The sequence below is a fragment of the Microbulbifer maximicatervae (SeqCode) genome (assembly GCF_056232625.1).
This window is the reverse complement of sequence record NZ_CP174324.1, coordinates 856,930-877,492: the sequence shown is the minus strand read 5'-3', so window position 1 is coordinate 877,492 and position 20,563 is coordinate 856,930. Positions and strand designations below refer to the sequence as shown.

The window sequence follows — 20,563 nt, the reverse complement described above, 5'->3', positions numbered from 1 at the left end:
ACTGAATAAAATTATTACCCCTCCCCTAACTTCCCTCCACATCAACAATCTCCTGCCCCGGATTTCGATCATTTAATTTTACTACACAAAGAGCAATACCCAGCAACACGACAAAAGTCGCTACCCACTCGACAAATGTAAGATATTCACCAAGGATAATTGATGAGCCGATTATTCCCACAATAGGAACCAGCAACCCAAATGGTGAAACGCAGGCAGAGGAATAGCGACGAATTAAATCACCCCATAAAATATAACCAACCAATGTCACCATGCACACTTGGTAAACAATTGAAAACCAACTGGCCGTATGCGCCTGAAAAAAGAAAACCCAGGGAGTATGGCTCTCATAAAATATTGACAAGACCAAAAGAGGTACCGGCGGCACCAATGAAGCCCAAACCATTAAATGAAGTAAGTTAACACCTGGCATCCTGCGGAATACGATATTCGCTATCGCCCAAGACAGCCCCGCCCCCATAATAAGGATAAATCCCACTATCGTTGTCGACCCACCTTTATCGGCATAGTAGAAGAATACAGAGAACCCTACAGCCGCTATTACCAAACCCAAGCACTGCTGCATATTTATCTTATCGCCAAACAGCATTGCGAATAGCAATAGGGTGAATGGCACCTGCGACTGCATAAGCAGTGACGCTACACCCGCTTGAATATCGGCCTTCATGGCGTAGTACATCAACCCCAGAGAGAGAAACTCTAAGAAGAAGCCGAGCGCAACAACATTGAGGATCGAGGTCTTGGGGAATGGACAAAAGAAAACCAGAGGAACAGCGACGAGGGTGAAGCGAACTGAAGCCAATAACATTGGCGGGAAGTCGGCCAGCGCCACCTTGGTTATCGGGTAATTCAGTCCAAAAATTGAGACTGCCAGCAAAGCCAACAGTATGCTTTTATACGGCATCTCTACAGCCAGTGAACAATGGACGTAACCAAAGGGTAGCAGCCTCCATTACTCTTCTGCGCCTAATGAGCCCTTTGTCATTGTTTCAATAGCTCCCTGGTACCGATCTATTGCGGCGCCTCACACTTCTCACCAGTCGATCGCTGCTCAATTCCCTTTGCGTAGACAGAAGTGCTATTCTCCCCTGCCCGCCAATCTCTGGATGTAACGATGATATGGATGAGCTGCTGCACTGGTTTGAATTGATCGGTATCGCGGTCTTTGCCTTCAGCGGCGTACTCGCCGCCGGCCACAAACAGATGGATTTATTTGGTGCAGTGGTACTCGCCTGCGTCACCTCTATTGGTGGCGGTACCGCCCGGGACATTATTCTCAACGTCCCTGTATTCTGGCTTGAGCACACCTATTACCTGTGGATCGCCTCAATTACCGGTGTGGTGAGCTTTTACCTGATACGCTATCTAAAGGTCCCTATGCGCCTGCTAATGGTGGCAGATGCCATTGGACTCGCCGTTTTTGTGGTGCTCGGAACCCAGAAAGTACTCGAACTGGGCTATTCCGCGACCATCGCAATCGTGCTCGGCGTAATGACCGGTACTTTTGGCGGGGTGATTCGGGATGTGCTGTCCGGTGACATTCCACTTTTACTCCGGCGAGAGATATATGCCACCGCTGCCCTTACCGGTACGGCCATACTCGTTGCCTTGGACAATGTAGGGTGGCTACCCCATGAGCTAGTGGTGGCTATTGCTGTATTTGTGACCCTAGCGATTCGCCTCGCGGCATTGCGCTGGAATATCTCCGCGCCAGTGGCACGCTTCGGCAAGCACTGACCGTTCAAAGGCCTGGAACCATAAACCACTACTTAATAGCAGTCACAGGAATAATCTAAGTGCAAAAAGCCCGATTGCGCATACTCCTCATTATTCTCATTTCCATGGTGATTGGAGCCTGTGAGCGCTCGACAAACTCTGCCCAAACCGGTCAATCCCAGCAAAAACAATACGCTCGCCTGGTAGCAAAGCCCTGCTGGTTCAAAACCGATGAAACCTGGCCTTTCACCCAGTGTTTCATGATGGAGGTGCCGGAGAATTATGCCCACCCGGAAAAGCGCAAAATCCGCTTCCCGGTAGTGCGCTTCCGCGCCACAAACCCCGACCCCAAGAAAATCCCCCTACTCCACCTCGGCGCCGGTGGTCCCGGAGCCAGCATGGGGTTAGAGCCCGAGAACGCCAGTGATTGGCTGTGGCTTAACTATGCCGCCATGACAGTAGAAGATGGCCGGGATCTCTTTGTTATAGATCCCAGGGGCACCGGTATGGCCCAGCCACGCCTCACTTGCAGCGAGTTTATCGAAGACGCCGATACCGCTTTCCGGCGCAACCTGTCTCCGGAAGAAGAGGCCCGTGTTTTCTCCTTCAGTATGGAGCGCTGTTACAGTCGCCTGAGCAAAGGTGCCGACTTGGCCCAGTACAACAGTTCTGTGATCGCCAGGGATGTAGAAGAGCTGAGAAAAACCCTCAAACTCGATAAATTCGACCTCTATGGGGTGTCCTACTCCTCCCGCTACGCCCTGACAGTGGCCCGCGACTTCCCGGAATCAGTGCGCACCCTGGTGCTTAACAGTGCGGTCTTCCCCAATATTGTCTACACGCAACAGCTCCCTCAGGACTCCCTGGCGGCCTACGAACGCGGCCTAAAGCATTGCATCGAAGACGAGAAATGTAACAGTCGCTACCCCAATTTGCGTCGCAGATTGGAAAACCTGATCCAGACCTTAGACGAAGAGCCGCGCACCATTCCGATCAAGCACCGCTACTCAAAGCAAAGCTATCCCTTTGTGCTTACTGGACAGCGCTTGCTGAGAGTTCTATTCCAGGCGCTGTATAACGAAAACTTCTACAGTGAGCTGCCCAAGATGATCGAGGGCCTGGAAAATGAGGGCGATGAAGGGCTACAGCCGGCCCAAGATGCCATCGCACACTTTATGGAGATCGTACTGGACCCCTACTTTGGGGATGCAGCCGGCGTTAGCCACTTCTGTTATGAAGAGGCTCCCTTTGTCGATTTTGATCAGGCCAGGGCCAACGCAGCAGACACCGGCATTCTCGGCGGGGCCGTGCGATCAGATTTAAATTTGTTGCAGCTACAGTGTCGCATCTGGGCAATCCCCTCTGCTCCTCTCACTGAGTCAAAAGCCATCTCCACCCCAGTTCCAGTGATAGTGTTACACGGCGGCCTGGATCCGGTACTGGCTGCAGATGATGTCGATATCGCACGCAAAGAGCTACCGAATCACCAATGGCTGCTATTTCCCAACCTGGCTCACGATATTATTTCCGCAAGCAACTGCGCAGAGCGGGCAGTAGCGCGCTTTCTCGACAACCCTGCCGAAGATCAAACCGAAACTACCATGACTTGCCGCAAAGCGGAGCTGGCAGACCAGATTTCCACCGAAGAAGAGTCTGAGTCCCAGCAAGAAGCCGAACAGCAGGCCGCCGAACCCCAGGCAGCGGAAGTCCCAGCTCCGGAAAGCGGCCAATAACCAAAAACAACAGCTGAAGTTACACGACAAAAGCGGTATCAAGGATTGAGGAGAGGCCGATGGAGAGCGACAACAACCCTGTCCTGATTGAAGTTGCTGATTTGGTAGGACTCAAAAAGACCGGCGAACCCGTAATATTGGACTGCCGCTATAGCCTGGCGGATCACGATAGTGGTGAGCGGGACTATCGGGCTGGCCATATTCCCGATGCCCATTACGCCTGCCTGCACCGTGACCTCTCTGCCCCTGTGCAACGCTACGGCGGCCGCCACCCAATGCCGAGTGCTGCACAGTTCCAGGACTACGCTCGCAATCTGGGAGTCGATAGTGACACACAGGTAATCGTCTACGACGACAACCGCCTGGGTTTCGCTGCTCGTGCTTGGTTCCTGTTTTTCTTCTTTGGCCACAAGAAAATCAGCATTCTGAATGGCGGTCTAAAAGCCTGGCTCGATGCAGGGGAGGCATTGGACACAAGCGAGCCCACTCTATCCAAGCAAGGAAACTTCAGCGCACAACCAAAAGAAAATCTTTTGGTTCATTACGAGAACATCAAACAAAACCTGGGTAAAGCACCCTGGCAGTTAGTAGACGCCCGGGACAGGCAGCGCTTTGAAGGAATTGAAGAGCCTATCGACCCGATTACCGGACATATACCCACAGCCATCAATCAGCCCTGGCAAAACATAACAGACAAAAACAATGGCAAAGTGAAATCCATTGCCGAACTTAAATCACAGTTTGGCAACTTGGCAGATGGTAAACCACTTCTCAACTACTGCGGCTCCGGAGTTACTGCCTGCGTTAATTTCTATGCTCAATATTTAGCTGGTCGCCACGACTCACTACTTTATCCTGGGAGCTGGAGTGATTGGTGTGCACATCAGTAAAAGAAAAAATCAGAAATCCTTAGCACACACAACTGTCAAGGGATTCATTTAAGTAGATATAGTGTGTTTGCACAAACCATATGACTATGAGGTAAGGAGGTTAAAAAAGACATAAGCTTCGAATTTAAATATTACCCATAAAATGCACTTAGGTAACACCTAATTAGACACAACTACCACAGGCCAAACTTGACAGGAGTATTCTAAAAATTAATTTTCAGATCAAGACAAAATTGCCATATGTACTTGCTGAGTGTAATCGATATTTACACTCATACAACACCCCATTTTTAGCCTGAACATTAATCAAACTCAACAAATATAAACAACCACTGACAAAGCAAACCTTCCCTGCCCACTTTACCCACCCTCCACATGAGCGCCGATCGAACGCTCTATTGCAGAAAGTTGTGCCTCTAAGGATAAATTTAAAATACCGATTGGGGTTTCGAGAATGCAGCTACCTGGAGCCACTTTATCATCAGAAACTACCTCAAAATTTTTCAAGGTAGGATAATCCGCTAAAAGCTCAGCAATTTTTTCACTTGCCGGCCTATACTGACATGGTGATACAAACAATTTGGCGCTATCAACATTATAATGGATTGACACAGCTCTTTCTATCTGCTTCAAAAGCTGAGTATCGGTTTCAATTTCACCAATTAACTTCTGCAATACTACCTTAACAAGGCTAACCACCTCTTGCTGCTGCCCTTTCAAGAACTGCTGGCAGAGCTGGAGCGTCGTCAACAGAGCTTCACTTTGATCGCTCAAACCCGCTTGAACACCATCCGCATAGCCCTGATCGTAACCTTCTTTAATTGATGCCTTAGAGCCGGCAACAATTTCGGCTGCATCTGCCTCGGCAAGAGCGAGAATATCTTGCGCTTGAAGATAAGTATTATACTCATTTAACTTCACCACCTTACTCTCGGGAGACAAGGCAACAGCTTGAGGAACTATCTCAACAAAATTTCCCATTCTGGCTCCATATATTTTACCAGCTTACGTATTAAAACATATGTTCGGCTATCGTTGACCGCTTCAACTATCAACTTTTGAGGCAAGCCGCTATCTTTACATTCCGGATACTGAAATTCATAGTAAGTTTTCCATAAATCCAGCATATCTTTTGTTATGAGGTTGCTTTTTGCCTGCCGAACCAGATATGACAGGGTTTCAAAAAATACAAGCTCCCCGACCTCAATCAAAACTTTAGAGCTAAACGCTTCCAATTTAAACTCAGCGGCTTTCTTTTGTATTTCATCGAAAATGAAGGGGCGAGAGCTAAGCAGAAAGGGGCCAAGCCCCTCAATATTCTTCAAAGTAACCTGTGGCAGCACTGCAAATAAATCTTGCCTGCATGATTTTTGTATAACGCGATCCATTTTTACATCAAGACACAAGTAGCCTATCATTAACATAATACGCTTTTGGATCAGCGGAGGAGCAAAAAGGAGTTTAGCAGGAGAAACACTAAAGAAAAACCAATCCAAGCCCTCCAGTTCGAGTCGACGCCTAATAAGCTTCTGTGAAGAAGGCATATTAAGCAATTCAACCGGGATCCCATCAAAACAACCCTCTAAATAACTTTTGTGAATCCATTTAGCAGGGTAATGTGTCATCCTGAGCCAGCACAAAAAGATCGGATCACTCAAGTTTCTCTTGCATTCATCTCTAATTACCTTATTCATCAGTTATCGGCGTAATTAGAAATTCCAGGGAAAATAACTACTGCTACATTTTCATAGTCAAGTTGGTCCACCGAATTTGAAACCATCGCCTTTATCTGAGGAATATAGGATTTCATTGGTGCTCTACTATCATATTTTATGAATACAGACGCTTTAACAACAGTCGTCTTAGAAACACTCTTCGCCGCTTTCTTGCTTTCTTCTGCTGGCAGCACCAAGTGAACCTTAGCTGTTAACACTCCGTCAATATTTGATAAAGTAGACGCGATATCTTGTGACATAGCAAAAGTGTAACGAGCACTATCTGCCATTGGCGATTGTATCAATCCACCCTGAGGGAAAATTTCATTTAATGTTGCATATTTCTTTCTTGGATAAGAATGTCTAGACAAGATTTCAATTGCACTTGTAAGCTGAGACTCTTCAACCACTAATGTTATGCTTCCACCCTTACCCGGCTCTTTTCCAGCAGACACCCCCTCAGATAATAACAGAGCGAGCATCTCATTACCCTCCTGCTCTTCCAGGCCGGTATATAGCTCTACTTTACATCCAGTCAAAACAACAATAAAAAGAACTAATAAAAATCGGGCATTAAACATTACTGCGCCTTGAGTAAAGTATCAACATTTTGCGTACTTTTTGAGATCCCCTTACTAATCAATTCTTGCTGAATGGTGATCTCTGCGATTTCGAACTGTAACCTAAGCAGGTCTACAGGCGCTATTTCATCAACACTTAGTGCTGATTCAATTTCTGTCGTTTTTGCTCCAATCTCCTCCTTGGTGTCCGAAATAATCTGGAAAAATTTATCCCCCAGAGTGGCCTCCGAAGCAGAAAACTGGTCTTCTCCAGTGAGAAACCCGCTCTGACCTGAAAGCGGAGAATCAAAAGCAACCGGCTGTACACCTGATATTGTTTCCATAATATAACCTCTAAACTAATGTCTGAGAGTAGACTTCTTTCACCATATTTTTTATTGTGCAATCAATCGAGGATGCCATTAATTTACAACACAACTCCTTAGAAGCATTAATTCTGCCCGATCGCCACAAAGCCAATGCCAAATATGCGTGTGGCGTATCAAGCTGGTCCATATTCTGATTGCACCAAGGCTCAAGTACTTCAATTGCTGATTCGGGTTTATCACTATAAACCAGCAACAACGCCCGCAATGTTATTTTCGAGACGTTGCTGATAGACTCAGCCTCAAGCATAGAGATTATGCTTTCTGCTTCGTCTATCATGCCTTCTGCAAGACCACTAATTGCAATTTCTGCTAGCGCCTTATTTAAGTCCATAACTATCTTTACATTTTTTGAACGATCGACATAGATGCATCTTTAACCACTTTGTTGATTGTTGATACAACATTCATAACAACCGACCACTTCGCTACAGACGCATTGAAATTGGCCAATGCCGCGGGATCATCAGGGTTAGCAGCCAATATGGCAGACTGCTCATTCATTTCCGTACTGACTTCACTGGCAGCAGGAGATAGCACTGCCGAAGCTGATTCGATAGAGAAACTACTATCAATTGATGTATAAGCCATTTATACGTCCTCGTTTATGTATAATTTAAGAGCCCTCTAAACTTTTTAGAGGGCCTGTTGTGATAATTTATCTATCCCTAATTTCCTGACAATCGCTTGTGCGCTCTCCAGCGCCTCCATGCGTTTGGTAAGGGCCTGGAAAGTAGATGGTGCCTGTGGCAACCGTAACTCGTTCTTACAATTTAAATACTGTTCATCCAAATAATTTAGAACGCTATTCTTCGATGTTTTAACGAAAGGGAGTAAATTCGAGTCCATCATCGTAAAGGCTCAACTAATTCACTAAAAAGCTAAATTTAGGGCTCTCATTGCTCGGCTTCAAATCTTCATAACGTAAAGTATACGATTGAAGGCCGCGTATTAAAGTAATTTCACCGTCAGAGAGCGTCTGCAAATTGACACCATTTGGCAACCTAGCGCCAACCAAATAACGATTACCGTTTTTAAATGTGACATAGGGGGTACCCCCAGATCGAACAGCCGCAATTCCGAAGTCCGAAAGCGTTTTAGGGACTTTATGAACTCTGGGAGTAATGTGTATCAAGCGCGGTGTATCACCAATCCTTTCCCTAAATTCAGACATAATTTCATTTAATTGACGCTTTTCCGGTGAAGCAAGACTCCCAATGATTTCAATCCTATCTTTCCTCTCCTTGAAAGACAATTGCGTAGAAAAACTATACTCTGCAATCATTGATGTCAGCCTTTTAAGCGGACTCACCTCTTTACTGGAAGATACTTCCCAAATCAGTAACCCAGGAATATCAGAGAGCAATACCTTTTCGGCCTTATCCCAAGTCCTCGAAAAATCTCCATCCGTAACAGCTACTAAATGACCTGGCTTACTACCACGCTCAATCTTCTCTGGCACCAGCCCCAGGTTTGCTAAAATTAACCGCGCAGACTGCTCCATCTTTTCTACACTATAAACATTAATAGAAATAGCAGTAGAGATTGCTTCAATCTGCTGCTTTAAAATATGTAAAGAAATATCATCTTGGACATAACCAGACACCAAAATATTTTCAGATTTCTCATCGGCGCTCACATTAAGATCTTGATACTTCGCCTGCGAAAGAAGTTCAGATAACTTACTATTCCCTAACCTCTCTGAATCTACCTGCGAGCTTACCTTTTCGGGTTCTCCATGACTCACCACCTCCTCTACAGCCGGCTCCGCAGGAATACTATCCTTTGCTTTATACATAAAGTAACTATAAAAAGATGTTATTCCTACTCCAACAGCCACTACAACCCATTTTGTAGCAGGCATAGCTGCAATGGAGGTTAATCTACTTTTAGAATCTGTGCTTGTATCCTTCGCATCCCTATCAATGAGTTCCGGTTGCCCTTTTGGATTTACAGAGATAGAAGGACTGGAACATTGCAGCTCTTCAACCCACTCTTCAGTTTCTAAACGCAATGCAAAGCACAATCTACCTGCAGTAATAGCTTTTTGAGTAGGCAAGTAGTCATCGGAAGAGATAATTTCACCATCTGATTCAAGTGAAATATCCTCCTCGAGAAGTTCAACTTTTACACCATCTTCATCCGAATCAAAGGTTATGTACTGCGCGGAAACTATAGTAGAGCTAAGCACCAAATCCGCCAGCTCTTCGTCACTGCCTAACACCATATTGCTATGAAGCGGTACTTCGGCACCATAATGTTCGCTATTTAATACTTTAAGCTTCCATCGTTTCATTGGATTATACCATTGACGATTAATTTGAAGTTACCACACGATAAGCATCAACCGCATCTTCATTACATGGCAGAATACGTGTCGATATATTTGCAGCCATCAAATTATTACGCCGCTGTCTCGCCTTGTGAGCAGGCTCACAAAACCCCACCGATTCCAGTTCATGAATGTTCGGATTATAATTAGAAACATCGGAGAATTTACCTGGAATATACTGGTTTTTAAGATGGCTATCGCTATGTGATAACTGAGATTCAAATAGTGATTCTGACAAGATTCTTGGGCTTAACATAAACAGTCTAACCAGTTGAGATTGGCTATCATCATCACGCCGAAAGAAACTTCCAAAAATTGGGATTCGCCCTAACATTGGTACTCCCTCCACATTACTAGTGGTTGCTTCACGATAATATCCACCAATAAGTAGGGAACCACCATTCGGGACAGATGAACGAGTGTTGATTAAGGTATTCCTAATCGATGGGATAGAATCAACCCCACCATCATTCAGGCGATTTGCATCCTCAATCTGAACATCAAGATTGATGACCGAGACCTCTCCCAAATCAGACGAATCATCAACAATACGAGGAACAACTTTTAATAGCGTACCGTATGTAATTTGCTCTAAGCTTGCTACTCGCTCTCCTTCGACACGTACAAAAAAGGATTCATTATTATCTAACAAAGCTTCCATTCCATCTTCAGTAACGACAGCCGGTCTGGAAGTAACACGAGCCTTGCCTTCAGATTCGAGCGCTCTCACTGTTGCTAGGAAATCTACATTCGTTTGGGCAAAAAAATCAGCATCCACGAGCGTACTTCCAGGCAAGACTAAATCCAAAAGACCGCCTCCACGTGCAACCGAGTCAACATTCCAGTTGACGCCGATCTCACGTAATGAGTTAGTTGTTAGATCAATAATCACCAAGCTAATTTCAAGCTGTTGTCTCTGCTGGTCCAATTGCCCAATCAAGTTTTCATAGAGAAGTAGTCTAGAGTTGTAGTCTTGTATAATTACTGAATTCGTACTTGGGTCAGGATAAACCGCCGCATTAGGATGCGAGGCACCACTAGAATATCCCAGCTGGTCAATAGTATTCGCTCTATTTTTAGACTCGGCTCCAGGCAGTAATATCTCATCAAGCTGTGTTCCCTCAGCTTGAGTATTATCTAGATCAGGAAAAACCTGGGCATGTTCAGATATTGAACCTGAACTAAGAAGACCTTTTAATAGTGTCGCAACACCCGGCAGTACCACCTCTTCATCTCTAACATTCACTCTACGATCAGCTGCAGATGCATATTTCAACTTATAAATTTGAATGGCTAGCGTATCATTGTTCGCGGCAGCTGCGTGCAACTTCAACATCTCTACTGTTTGATCCACCAAATCGAGATACCTAGGCGGGCCCGATATCATCGCAATTCCACTTACTCCCAATGAACGCCATTCGAACCTATCATCCCAAATTGATAGATCCTTCATTGTCTGCTTAAGAAGCTCAGAATTAATTGTTTCGAGCAAGAACAGCTTGCTATCCATTGAACTGATAGGGTCAACATAGATGGTTGCGCCGTCAAAGTACCATACAAGATCAAACGCCCCAGCGAGAAAGTTTAGTGCTTCCTCACTATCTCGTTTCATCAAATATCCACTAAAGTTGCTATCGATTTCTTCATTCACCTCTACACCTAGACGTGAATGTGTTGCTATCGAGGTAAGTACATCAACCAGTGGCTGCTCCTCGCCATAAAACTCAAAAGGATCTCCATTAAGAGTTTGGCTGTGAACCTTAGCAAAAGGCAATATTACAATTGCAATCAAACACAAAGGGATACTATGGCGTAATAAATTCATGATACCGCAACTCGTTTACTTGACTAATAGCCACTTGCCTTAATAGAACCTCACAATATCCACAATGATGATTGACAACGTCGAAAAATTCATCATACGGTATGCTACTGGGCATAGTACTTTGAACCCCAAAGTTGTCGGAAATATCTGATACCACAGACAGCTTCAACCCCTTCCAAGCATAACTCCTATGCATTGCATCCAGAAGATTTTGCTTGTCAGAAATCAAGCCGAGCTCATTTGTGCAAAGAATGTATCTATTCTGATGCTCGATAAATTTCACATTGAACTTCGAATCAAAACTCAAGGTATAAGAGCCATCACTACCAATCCTCGGCATAGGTAAGAATACTTCTGAGCATAAAGCAGAAATTTTAGCCTGAAGCGTCATAGTAACCCGAATATTGGCAATATTTATTTTTTTACTATATCAGCGATCAAGGAAACCTTCTTTAAGAATTGATCGCATTTTTTTAGATAAAGGTCATTTTTAGGCCCGCAAGTGGGACTTATGCTCAATAAATTTAAGCCACAGCGGAATATTAAAAATGTCAACTCCGCTCTGGATAAGCCGGGATTAAATAGCTATAACACGGACACACAGAATATTGGGTGTTCGGTGACCAAGATAGGCTATCAAGTCCAAGCTTTGCTCCCCCCTAAGACGTATCAAAACACCTTCCTGTTTAAATATACCGCAAGCGACCCTGACACTCGCAAGGCTACAAATTAGCACGGTAATGGTAGAGTTCTGCGCTTGTAATTTACATCGCCCTAATACTGGCCAGCCCTATAAAGTTCTGACGAGTACATTCCATAGACATTACACTGAAAAACCAATGGGTACATTAGTTGATCATACATTTGCTGATCAACTAACGCTGTGATAGGGATAAATACAGCAATCAGTCCGCCGCAAAATGGCCTGGTCTATATTTACAGTTCGGATTTAGCCCCACCACTTAAATAGTTGACGCCTAGCGTTACGACTTTAAGCCGAACATACCCCGTGCAATTCATCAGCCCCGTCAAAAATGGCTTCAATTATAGTAGTGATATAAGTGGCCACTCGACTGTTCCAACTCCATGAATGCAATTGCTTAAAATAATCGGCTAAATACCATTCGTAAAACGGGTGATGGTCAAGTGATGCAGGAAACAAGACTGACAATGATTCCTATATTAAGCTTCTACATTGCCAGCCAATCTATTCTTAGAAGGTCTATCTAATAAAGGCCTATACCTATAGTTACACTTTTATCCCAAAGTCATGGTTCAACACAGGAGCCCCATTCGTTTCAACGGAAGCATCTCCACCGTTAACCGATATTATTTCCTGCCAGTAGACTGCCGTTTGGTACAAAGCTTTTACTCTTTGAGTGAAGGACTCAATCTCTACTACTTCTGCACGCTCTTTATCGCATAAAACTATCATCTGCGACTCAGGATGTAAGGACAGTGTTGCATACTCACTGGCTACCCAAAGGTAGTTACCTTGGAGCATTAACTTACAGATATGCTCCTCCTGCCCATTTGGAATCTCACCAATATCCAAAGTGACAATAACCAGCTCTTTGCCATCTTCCTCATGCAGGTAAATATGCATATCAACCTCATCCCAAGAGATACGGCAAGCGTCTTCAACGGGCTCCATAAGCGGTTGCTGCAAGTTTACTGCTAACTCTTGAATCAGCCTGGGAAAATCAAGATTCATAATCAAACTCCAATGTCTATACGTCTCAGTCAGTATGGGGTGTTTTTTGCTCACGCAACCAGCGGATAACATCCGCCACCGGTTCTACAAATTCATCCGTAATTTTTTGGTCTATATCTATTTTTGCGTAAAGACCTCTTGCGAGAGCCACGCTCTCGATAACCGGGATTTCATTTTTTTGTGCTATATGCCTTAATTTTTGTGCAAATAACATTTCACCTTTGATTGTAACAAAAGGTAGCTGGGAAACTGTTTGATCATACCGAATTCCTACCGCAAAGTGTATTGGGTTGGTAATCAAAACGTCTGCTTGTGACACCCTCTTTTGAACCACCTCCTCACTCATAAGTTCGCGATGCAGCTCTTTTCTGCGCCCCTTAATCTCCGGATCACCCTCAGTCTCTTTATACTCCCTTCTCACCTCATCAATAGACATGCGGAGTTTCTTGAAGTACAAAAAACGTTCGAGCCCAAAGTCAGCCCCAGCCAAGAAGACAAATGCCGCAAGGCAATATAGGATTAACTTCATCATTAATGATCCGGTTATATAGATGGCGCAATCAGCACCACAAGTGGGTATCTCCATAATCAGCGCAAGATTATTTTTTAATACATACCATGAAACATAGCTAAGGACCACGATCTTGATAAGGGATTTAACAAACTCCATGGCATTTTGCGCGCTGAATATTTTCTTTGCACCATTCACCAGGCCTATATTTTCAAACTTTAGCTTGACCGTCTCCCCACTAAATATCCATCCGATCTGCATAACGTTTGATATAATTGCAAAAACAAAAACCACAGCCAGTATTGGCAATAATATTTTTGCCGCTATATAGAACGCCTCAACCGAGGCATTTAAAAACAATTGACCAACCGGAAGATCTATATGCCTCGAAAGATCATAAAAAAGACCTTTAATCTGGAAAAAAATACTTTCACCAAATAGCCAGAAATACCCGGTTACAGACACAAGCAGAACCAGGGATACCACCTCTTTACTTTTTGCTACCTGGCCTTTTTCCCTGGAGTCTCGTATTTTCTTGGGCGTTGGGGGCTCCGTTTTTGATGATGAACTCACATTACACCACCAAGAGTGTTTCGCATAAAGTGATGCATCCCTTCAAAAGTATCAGTAACAACACTATCGATATGGCCTAATAGGGCGTGGATATATACAACCAAAACAAATATGCCGATAGCACTTTTAACTGGCATTGCCATAAAGAAAACGTTTAATTGTGGTGAGAACCTGCTAATCAGCGCAAGGGTAAACTCTGCCAAAAACATCGCAATGACAATTGGTGCGGAAAAGACAACAATGGATTTACTTAAAAAATCCAGCTGTGAAAAAATATAGATATCCGCACCAGCCAAATTTCGGGGAAACATTTCATTAATTGGCCAAAATATGTAGCTCTCGTAGATTACTCCCATCATCAGCAGAAACGCTCCGCTAAGAATAAAGAAGGTGTTCAATAAATGACTGAGATAAATACCTAGTGGCGAAGTCTCGTCCCCCAGCAATGGGTTGACAATATTCGCCATAGTGGCCCCTCTCTGATTGTCAATTAAAAAACCAACCCCCTCGGCAATCCAAAATGGGATTGCCACGACCACTCCAATGATCAATCCAATGGCAGATTCTTTAAGGAGTATTGAAATATACCCAAGCTTTCCCAGGTCCGGAGGCAAACTACCTTCCGTAAGCGGAAATATAAATAGAGACAAACTCAATAGAATACCGTTGCGCACCATTGAGCTACCTAAAAACCCTCTACTCATCATTGGTAGAACTGTAAATACCAAATACACGCGTGGCAATGATAAAATATAGGCCTGAATCATTGCTTCTAGGTTATTTAAATCAAGATCCATTTTATATGCTGTTGAAAGCAGTCGCACCAAGAGCGACTAACTCAGCCCCCATCCAGCTGCCCGTACCAATCAATGCAAAGATAACCGCAACCAGTTTTAATACAAACCCTAGCGTTTGTTCCTGAATTTGGGTCAATGCCTGGATGAGGCTCACCAGAGTGCCTACTATCGAGGCAGCTACAATAGCAGGAAGAGAAAGTATCAACACTAACATCATTGCCTCCTGTGCCAACCTCATCATCTCACCTACATCCACAACTCTACTCTCGCGACCAAAAGGTAAATATAATATGGTGTTTTTCTCTCACTAGTAGGCCATGACCAGACTATGAGTAAGGGTTGTCCATCCATCTAACACAACAAACAACAATAATTTAAATGGAAGCGAGATTGTCATTGGAGATACCATCATCATACCCATAGCAAGAAGTATGTTTGAAACAATGAGGTCAATTACCAAGAAGGGTAAATAGATTAAAAACCCAATCTTAAACGCTTCAGTAACCTGACTAACGGTAAACGCTGGCAACAAGACCAATAAGCTATCATCCGTTACTTTATCTGCGTGGCGCTCAGGCCAAATTTCCCTGGCAGTATCCAGAAAATAGTTTTTTTCTATTTCGGTCGTATTGTTTTGTAAGAATGCGGCATAGGGTTTAACTGCCCCTGAAAATAACTCTTTATAATTCTCAGAAGATTCCGTTAAATGACTATTAGCCTCAACATATTCTTGTATATCAAACCCCACCGGAGCCATTATATATAGCGTCAGAATCAAAGCCACGCCATACAACGCCATATTAGGTGGTGTCTGCTGAACTCCCAAGGCATTACGGAGCAGTGAAAAAACAATAACAATCTTAACAAAGGAGGTTCCCATTACCGCCAGAAACGGGACTAATGCTAGAGCACCAAGCGCTAATATTATCGATATATGGTCAAGCTGGCCGCCTAGAAAACTAATCCCCATTTTTACCCCACTTCGAGACCTGTACGCCCAACTGACCTTCTATGTTCACCAATTGCCCTTTACCTATTACAGACCCATTTACAATAATGGCGATTTGAGTTGAAGCCGAGTCAACCAATTGAAATGTATATCCCTCTGATAATGCCTGAACATCCTCGATCGTCATTTCTACTCCGGGCAAAGCAAAACTGAGAGTCAAAGAAACATCTTGTAGTTTTCGAGTTACTTCCGCTGCATCAGAGGCTTCATCAAGCTCCCCTAGTGAATCATCAGCTTCGCTATACTCATTATCCATTTGTTCACTCCAAGGATATTTAAGTGTAATACTTTTCATATCGCATTCTGCTAACCAGATTAGCTGGCGGCAAAACATTACTAAACAATGCTGCTGTGATAGATATGATTTCTTTATTAGGATAATATCACCGGCTTCAATACCTTCTAACTCATGGATATCCAGGTGGGTAGTGCCAATAACAAACCTAATGGGCAGCGCAGCTGGCAGAGGGTGCCGTCTTTTGCTAACACAGCTGCTTATTGGCAGCTCAAAGCCTGATCTTGGGATCACACAGAAAACATTGATACAATTTTTCTGCTCAGAAACCCGCAGTTTGCAAGCCAGATTAGCTGAAGAACTTGACTCGCTTGTTGTGACAATTTGAACTCCACCAAGGTGATAATCTCTCAACCCTTGATTCGCCTCAGCAATATGTTCAAACCATAATTCACATGCTGCCTCAATCAATTCGCAGGGCAAGCCTGAAATACATACACCTTGAAAATAGCAAGACAGCAGAGTACTGGCCTCACTCAAGGAAACGTAGAATTTCCAGTGTGTATCGCCCCCCCCTCCACTTAACTCAAAGTAAAGCGCCCTTTCTGGCAATTTACTGGTACAGCCGACTGATCTGATGTGCAATAGCGGCGGGATCTCTTTGTCTGGCGAACCCAGCTCAATATCCAGCTTGTTACAAATGAGGAAATTTTTTAACGCCACTTCTTGCATGGTCGTTTTTAGCAATGCAAGCTTATTTATATTCATTTAGTTAGACCACCAAGCAAGTAATCTATTTCCCACTTCTCTTCGGAAGGGGCGTCACGTTGATTACCATCATCACCCGAACTATTCCCATCCCGCTTCTTTGAGTTATCACTTGCACTGCTCTCTACTTCGACCTGATCAGCGCTGCTCGTAGTTACCGACACATGAAATTGTGCGTATTTATGGTCAAGCATTGCCCGAAGCTCGGTGAGCATAGAGGTACCAGCTACGCCCAAGTCTTGATTTTGTATATCAAAATGCACTGACAATTTTCCATCTTGCAATTCAACAGTAACCCTAGTATCCGAGAGCGCCCTACACACCACCTCAGCGCGAATAACTTTCTTACTGATTGATATAGTCTCTAGCCCGGCCCCCTGCAAATTGGACAGCAAGCCAACATCCGATTTCACTTCACTGCATTTACTTACCTGTGATAAATACAAACGATCAATTGCAGAAAGTGCGGATTGCGCTACATAAATAACCTCACCTTCTTCTAGATATTCGACACCCTCCAAATTCAAAATCAATTGTCCGGCCTGCTCATCAGACAATAAGCTTTTGAGGTTATTAACCGGGGTGTTGGCGTAGGTACCCATTTGATGATCTAGTGACTTATGACCACCACTAGCTGCTGAAAAAAACCAGTCTTTTAAGTGCTGAGTCCCATCGACATCGATATTTTGGGGAGGCTGGATAGACGGCCTGGCAAGTCCATTATCCACAGAAGTTGCTCTTTGATGCCCCTGCGATCCAATATCGTCACCCGCCGCTGAATAAATACGCTCTTTTCGGTGTTGAGTCCGATCGACATCGATTTTTGAAGGTTCCTGCATAGATGGCTTGGCAAGTCCATTATCTACGGAAGCTGCTCTATGATGCCCCTGCAACCCATTATCACCACCCGCTGCAGAAAGAATATGATCTTTTGGGTGTAGAGCCCGATCGACATCGACTTTTGGGGGCTCCTGCATAGACGGCTTGGCAAGTCCATTATCTACGGAAGTTGCTCTTTGATGCCCCTGCAATCCAATATCGACACCCGCCACTGAATAAATACGGTCTTTTCGGTGTTGAGTCCCATCAACATCGATTTTTTGGGGAGCCTGCATAGATGGCTTGGCAAGTCCATTATCTACGGTAGTTGCTCTTTGATGCCCCTGCGATCCAATATCGCCACCCGCCGCTGAATAAATGCGGTCTTTTCGGTATTGAGTCCCGTTAACATCGATTTTTTGGGGAGCCTGCATAGATGGCTTGGCAAGTCCATTATCTACGGAATCTGTACTTTGATGCCCCTGCGATCTATTATCCATGGCAGCTTCATGGAGATAGCCTGTGGAGGTCTCCGCTTGTTGGCTAGATGATTTATGATCATCAATCATTCCTGCACTAACACGCACAGTTTGATACTGATCCCCATTGACCTTTTTTCTTGACAGCTCCGGCATAGATTGCCTTTCAGGCCCATTATCCATAGGGACTCTATCGGTATGGCGCTCGAAAAACCCGACTAGGGAAGTCAGTTCACGTTCGAAGTCCTGAAGGAAGTCCTGATAGCTTACGGCTTCATTACCATGACTCTCTTTCACTTGAGCTCGTTGCTGGAATTTAGCTGCACTGGTATCGGCATCAAAACTGATACCTGAATCCTTCTTGCTAGAAAAAATACTTGATGTCCATTGGGTCGATTCCAAGGGTGCTTTTCCGCTCACCTTAATACGTTCTAATTCTATTGACATCAATATTTCTACCTAGTAGAGGTAATTAAAAATTCATCCAGCGTTTCTTCACTAAGCCGCTCCTCTATGGCTCTTTCCATGTTATGCAGCTCTTTTATAAGCTGCTCGTACTTCTCGACTCCCTTCAAACAATGCTGAAGTTGCCTATGACAGCTTTCTTTGTTGTCTATGGCATCCTGAAGTAGCTTTTCCGACTCGATGGCCTTCAATTTAAGCGATGCCTCATCTTCGTGCATCGCTGCCATAGAGGATCTAAATTTATCTAGCTGTGCTGTTTGAAGAGGTTGTCCCATGATGGCTTTGTATTGCCTGGCCTCTTCAGAGATTCGCCACAACCTGTGGTTTTCAAACTCTTTCTGCGCTAACTCAAGCTGCGTCGTTCTCTGGCGTAGTAATTCAGTTGCCCGCTGAAACTCCTTTTTCGCAGCATCCAGCTTAAGTGTCTTTACTGTTAAAATACGGTCTAGACTAACCATGCATCGCCACCACCACACGGAGCTTTTGGTATTATATTGATGGCCTAAATATTCTCTTTATAATTTGGTTTGTTTTTTTTAGATTTAGGCCATTTATTGCAGGAAAGTGCTAGATAGGTCAGCTCCACGCCTTATCCCTGACACTACGAAGGAAACATCTTTAAAAGTTGCGTCACACTAGCATCAAACGGTATCAATTCGTGGGTACCCTGTTTCAGGAATGAATTTATCTCATCAATTCTATCTACAGCCTCATCGGTGACCGGATCATTGCCGCGTTGATACTCACCGATACGCACTAACAGCTCTACTTCTTTATACTTTGCCAATAGATTCTGTATCTTCATGGCCGCCAATTTGTGTTCCGGTGCCACAAAATTATTCATTACCCTGCTTGCGCTTTGCAGCACATCGATCGCTGGGTAATGTGCAGCTGCTCCCAAGGCACGAGAAAGTATTATGTGGCCATCTAGGATAGATCTCGTTTCGTCTGCAACAGGCTCTGTCATATCATCACCTTCAACGAGAACGGTATAACAAGCCGTGATTGACCCTTTGGCGGAGTTTCCACTACGCTCCATTAGCTGTGGTAGCGCAGCGAATACAGATGGAGGGTAGCCCCGGCGTGTTGGGGGCTCTCCGGCAGCAAGTCCAATCTCCCGCAACGACCTGGCATATCGTGTTACGGAATCCATCAGTAACAAGACTTTTTGTCCCTTTTCCCTGAAGTGCTCTGCAATTGCTGTCGCGACCAATGCGGCCTTAGCGCGCTCCATAGCAGGCCTATCTGATGTTGCTACAACAAGAACGGCCCTCGCTAGACCATCAGCTCCTAAATCATGATCAATAAATTCGCGGACCTCGCGCCCTCGCTCTCCAATTAGCGCAATAACGATAACATCGACTTCCGCATTGCGGATAATCATAGACAGTAATGTACTTTTACCCCCGCCAGCAGCAGCAAAGATACCAATCCTCTGCCCCTCTCCACAGGTAAGGATACTATCAATAGCTTTTATGCCTAGTGACACCGGTCTATCGATTAACTGCCGCTCCATGGCATCCGGAGCGTCAGCTATAACCTGAACTCTCTCTCTTGTTGCGGAATCACCATCATAGCGGCTGCCCTTTTTTAACGGGTTCCCCAAACCATCAAGCACACTCCCCAGTAAAAACTCACCCACTTCTATCTGATGACTGCGACCTGTGGGCAATACTTCTGTTTTATTCGATATTCCCGCGAGTTCACCCAGGGGGGATAATAATGCAATGCTCTTTTCTAACCCCACCACTTCAGCTAACAGAGGTTTTTCGACTCCAGGGGAAACCAGTCGACACAATTCACCAATTTGAACATCTGGAACCTGGGCCTTGATAATCGTACCGGATACATTTTGGACCCAGCCTCGCATCCGCATACAATTACATTCAGCAATTGCATGGTATATTTTATGCTTATTGTCGCCCCACGTTTCCTCAACTTGAGAAAGGTAAGACTTTAACTCCAACTGAACATCAACAGCCGGTTGCTCTTTCGGTTGTGCTTTCTTCACAGTC

The 20,563-nt window shown here is 44.5% G+C and carries 22 protein-coding genes; 3 read left to right on the top strand and 19 right to left on the bottom strand.

The window, feature by feature from the left end:
- Positions 1-25: 25 nt before the first annotated feature.
- Positions 26-925 (bottom strand): EamA family transporter, encoded by a 900-nt coding sequence (locus ACJJI6_RS03855; RefSeq protein WP_282932535.1) that lies wholly within the window; start codon positions 923-925, stop codon positions 26-28.
- 215 nt (positions 926-1,140) lie between these two features.
- Between ACJJI6_RS03855 and ACJJI6_RS03850 the strand changes: the two genes are divergently transcribed.
- From ACJJI6_RS03850 to ACJJI6_RS03840, 3 genes are read left to right on the top strand one after another with little or no spacing between them, the layout of a single operon-like run.
- Entirely contained in the window at positions 1,141-1,758 is a 618-nt protein-coding gene (locus ACJJI6_RS03850) for a trimeric intracellular cation channel family protein (protein ID WP_413662328.1), read from the top strand.
- Between the two features lie 59 nt (positions 1,759-1,817).
- The gene (locus ACJJI6_RS03845) at positions 1,818-3,470 is read left to right on the top strand and encodes an alpha/beta fold hydrolase (RefSeq protein ID WP_475712530.1); all 1,653 of its coding nucleotides are present in this window, start codon (positions 1,818-1,820) and stop codon (positions 3,468-3,470) included.
- A gap of 59 nt (positions 3,471-3,529) precedes the next feature.
- The gene (locus ACJJI6_RS03840) at positions 3,530-4,360 is read left to right on the top strand and encodes a sulfurtransferase (protein WP_475712529.1); all 831 of its coding nucleotides are present in this window, start codon (positions 3,530-3,532) and stop codon (positions 4,358-4,360) included.
- A gap of 360 nt (positions 4,361-4,720) precedes the next feature.
- Here ACJJI6_RS03840 and sctL read toward each other — a convergent pair whose 3' ends face one another.
- From sctL to sctN, 18 genes are all read right to left on the bottom strand, one after another.
- The gene (sctL, locus tag ACJJI6_RS03835; RefSeq protein WP_475712528.1) at positions 4,721-5,341 is read right to left on the bottom strand and encodes a type III secretion system stator protein SctL; all 621 of its coding nucleotides are present in this window, start codon (positions 5,339-5,341) and stop codon (positions 4,721-4,723) included.
- Positions 5,320-6,054, bottom strand: coding sequence for a hypothetical protein (locus ACJJI6_RS03830; protein WP_475712527.1), 735 nt, complete (start codon positions 6,052-6,054; stop codon positions 5,320-5,322). The genes sctL and ACJJI6_RS03830 overlap by 22 nt, the downstream gene beginning before the upstream one ends.
- Positions 6,054-6,656: a type III secretion system inner membrane ring lipoprotein SctJ gene (sctJ, locus tag ACJJI6_RS03825; protein WP_444917384.1), complete on the bottom strand. Its 603-nt coding sequence runs from the start codon at positions 6,654-6,656 to the stop codon at positions 6,054-6,056. Before sctJ ends, ACJJI6_RS03830 begins: the two co-directional genes overlap by 1 nt.
- Positions 6,656-6,979 (bottom strand): type III secretion system inner rod subunit SctI, encoded by a 324-nt coding sequence (sctI, locus tag ACJJI6_RS03820; protein WP_444941504.1) that lies wholly within the window; start codon positions 6,977-6,979, stop codon positions 6,656-6,658. The genes sctJ and sctI overlap by 1 nt, the downstream gene beginning before the upstream one ends.
- Before the next feature lie 10 nt (positions 6,980-6,989).
- Entirely contained in the window at positions 6,990-7,355 is a 366-nt protein-coding gene (locus ACJJI6_RS03815; protein WP_444917386.1) for a hypothetical protein, read from the bottom strand.
- 8 nt (positions 7,356-7,363) lie between these two features.
- Complete coding sequence (locus ACJJI6_RS03810) at positions 7,364-7,612, bottom strand: EscF/YscF/HrpA family type III secretion system needle major subunit (protein WP_444917387.1); 249 nt, start codon at positions 7,610-7,612, stop codon at positions 7,364-7,366.
- Positions 7,613-7,657: 45 nt separating this feature from the next.
- Complete coding sequence (locus tag ACJJI6_RS03805; protein WP_475713436.1) at positions 7,658-7,870, bottom strand: EscE/YscE/SsaE family type III secretion system needle protein co-chaperone; 213 nt, start codon at positions 7,868-7,870, stop codon at positions 7,658-7,660.
- Positions 7,871-7,886: 16 nt separating this feature from the next.
- Positions 7,887-9,317, bottom strand: coding sequence for a type III secretion system inner membrane ring subunit SctD (gene sctD / locus ACJJI6_RS03800; protein WP_475712526.1), 1,431 nt, complete (start codon positions 9,315-9,317; stop codon positions 7,887-7,889).
- Between the two features lie 19 nt (positions 9,318-9,336).
- Entirely contained in the window at positions 9,337-11,178 is a 1,842-nt protein-coding gene (sctC, locus tag ACJJI6_RS03795) for a type III secretion system outer membrane ring subunit SctC (RefSeq protein WP_475712525.1), read from the bottom strand.
- A gap of 1,249 nt (positions 11,179-12,427) precedes the next feature.
- On the bottom strand, positions 12,428-12,892 hold the full coding sequence (locus ACJJI6_RS03790; protein ID WP_444917391.1) for a type III secretion system chaperone: 465 nt from the start codon (positions 12,890-12,892) through the stop codon (positions 12,428-12,430).
- 25 nt (positions 12,893-12,917) lie between these two features.
- Complete coding sequence (sctU, locus tag ACJJI6_RS03785; protein WP_444917392.1) at positions 12,918-13,976, bottom strand: type III secretion system export apparatus subunit SctU; 1,059 nt, start codon at positions 13,974-13,976, stop codon at positions 12,918-12,920.
- Positions 13,973-14,773, bottom strand: a complete 801-nt coding sequence (gene sctT / locus ACJJI6_RS03780; RefSeq protein WP_444917393.1) for a type III secretion system export apparatus subunit SctT — start codon at positions 14,771-14,773, stop codon at positions 13,973-13,975. The genes sctU and sctT overlap by 4 nt, the downstream gene beginning before the upstream one ends.
- Position 14,774: 1 nt before the next feature.
- Complete coding sequence (sctS, locus tag ACJJI6_RS03775) at positions 14,775-15,029, bottom strand: type III secretion system export apparatus subunit SctS (RefSeq protein ID WP_444917394.1); 255 nt, start codon at positions 15,027-15,029, stop codon at positions 14,775-14,777.
- 51 nt (positions 15,030-15,080) lie between these two features.
- Complete coding sequence (gene sctR, locus ACJJI6_RS03770) at positions 15,081-15,743, bottom strand: type III secretion system export apparatus subunit SctR (protein ID WP_444917395.1); 663 nt, start codon at positions 15,741-15,743, stop codon at positions 15,081-15,083.
- The gene (sctQ, locus tag ACJJI6_RS03765; protein ID WP_444917396.1) at positions 15,733-16,785 is read right to left on the bottom strand and encodes a type III secretion system cytoplasmic ring protein SctQ; all 1,053 of its coding nucleotides are present in this window, start codon (positions 16,783-16,785) and stop codon (positions 15,733-15,735) included. Before sctQ ends, sctR begins: the two co-directional genes overlap by 11 nt.
- The gene (locus ACJJI6_RS03760) at positions 16,782-18,530 is read right to left on the bottom strand and encodes a hypothetical protein (RefSeq protein ID WP_444917397.1); all 1,749 of its coding nucleotides are present in this window, start codon (positions 18,528-18,530) and stop codon (positions 16,782-16,784) included. Before ACJJI6_RS03760 ends, sctQ begins: the two co-directional genes overlap by 4 nt.
- A gap of 8 nt (positions 18,531-18,538) precedes the next feature.
- Positions 18,539-19,006: a type III secretion system stalk subunit SctO gene (sctO, locus tag ACJJI6_RS03755; protein ID WP_444917398.1), complete on the bottom strand. Its 468-nt coding sequence runs from the start codon at positions 19,004-19,006 to the stop codon at positions 18,539-18,541.
- Positions 19,007-19,149: 143 nt separating this feature from the next.
- Positions 19,150-20,559 (bottom strand): type III secretion system ATPase SctN, encoded by a 1,410-nt coding sequence (gene sctN / locus ACJJI6_RS03750; RefSeq protein WP_444917399.1) that lies wholly within the window; start codon positions 20,557-20,559, stop codon positions 19,150-19,152.
- Between the last annotated feature and the right edge of the window lie 4 nt (positions 20,560-20,563).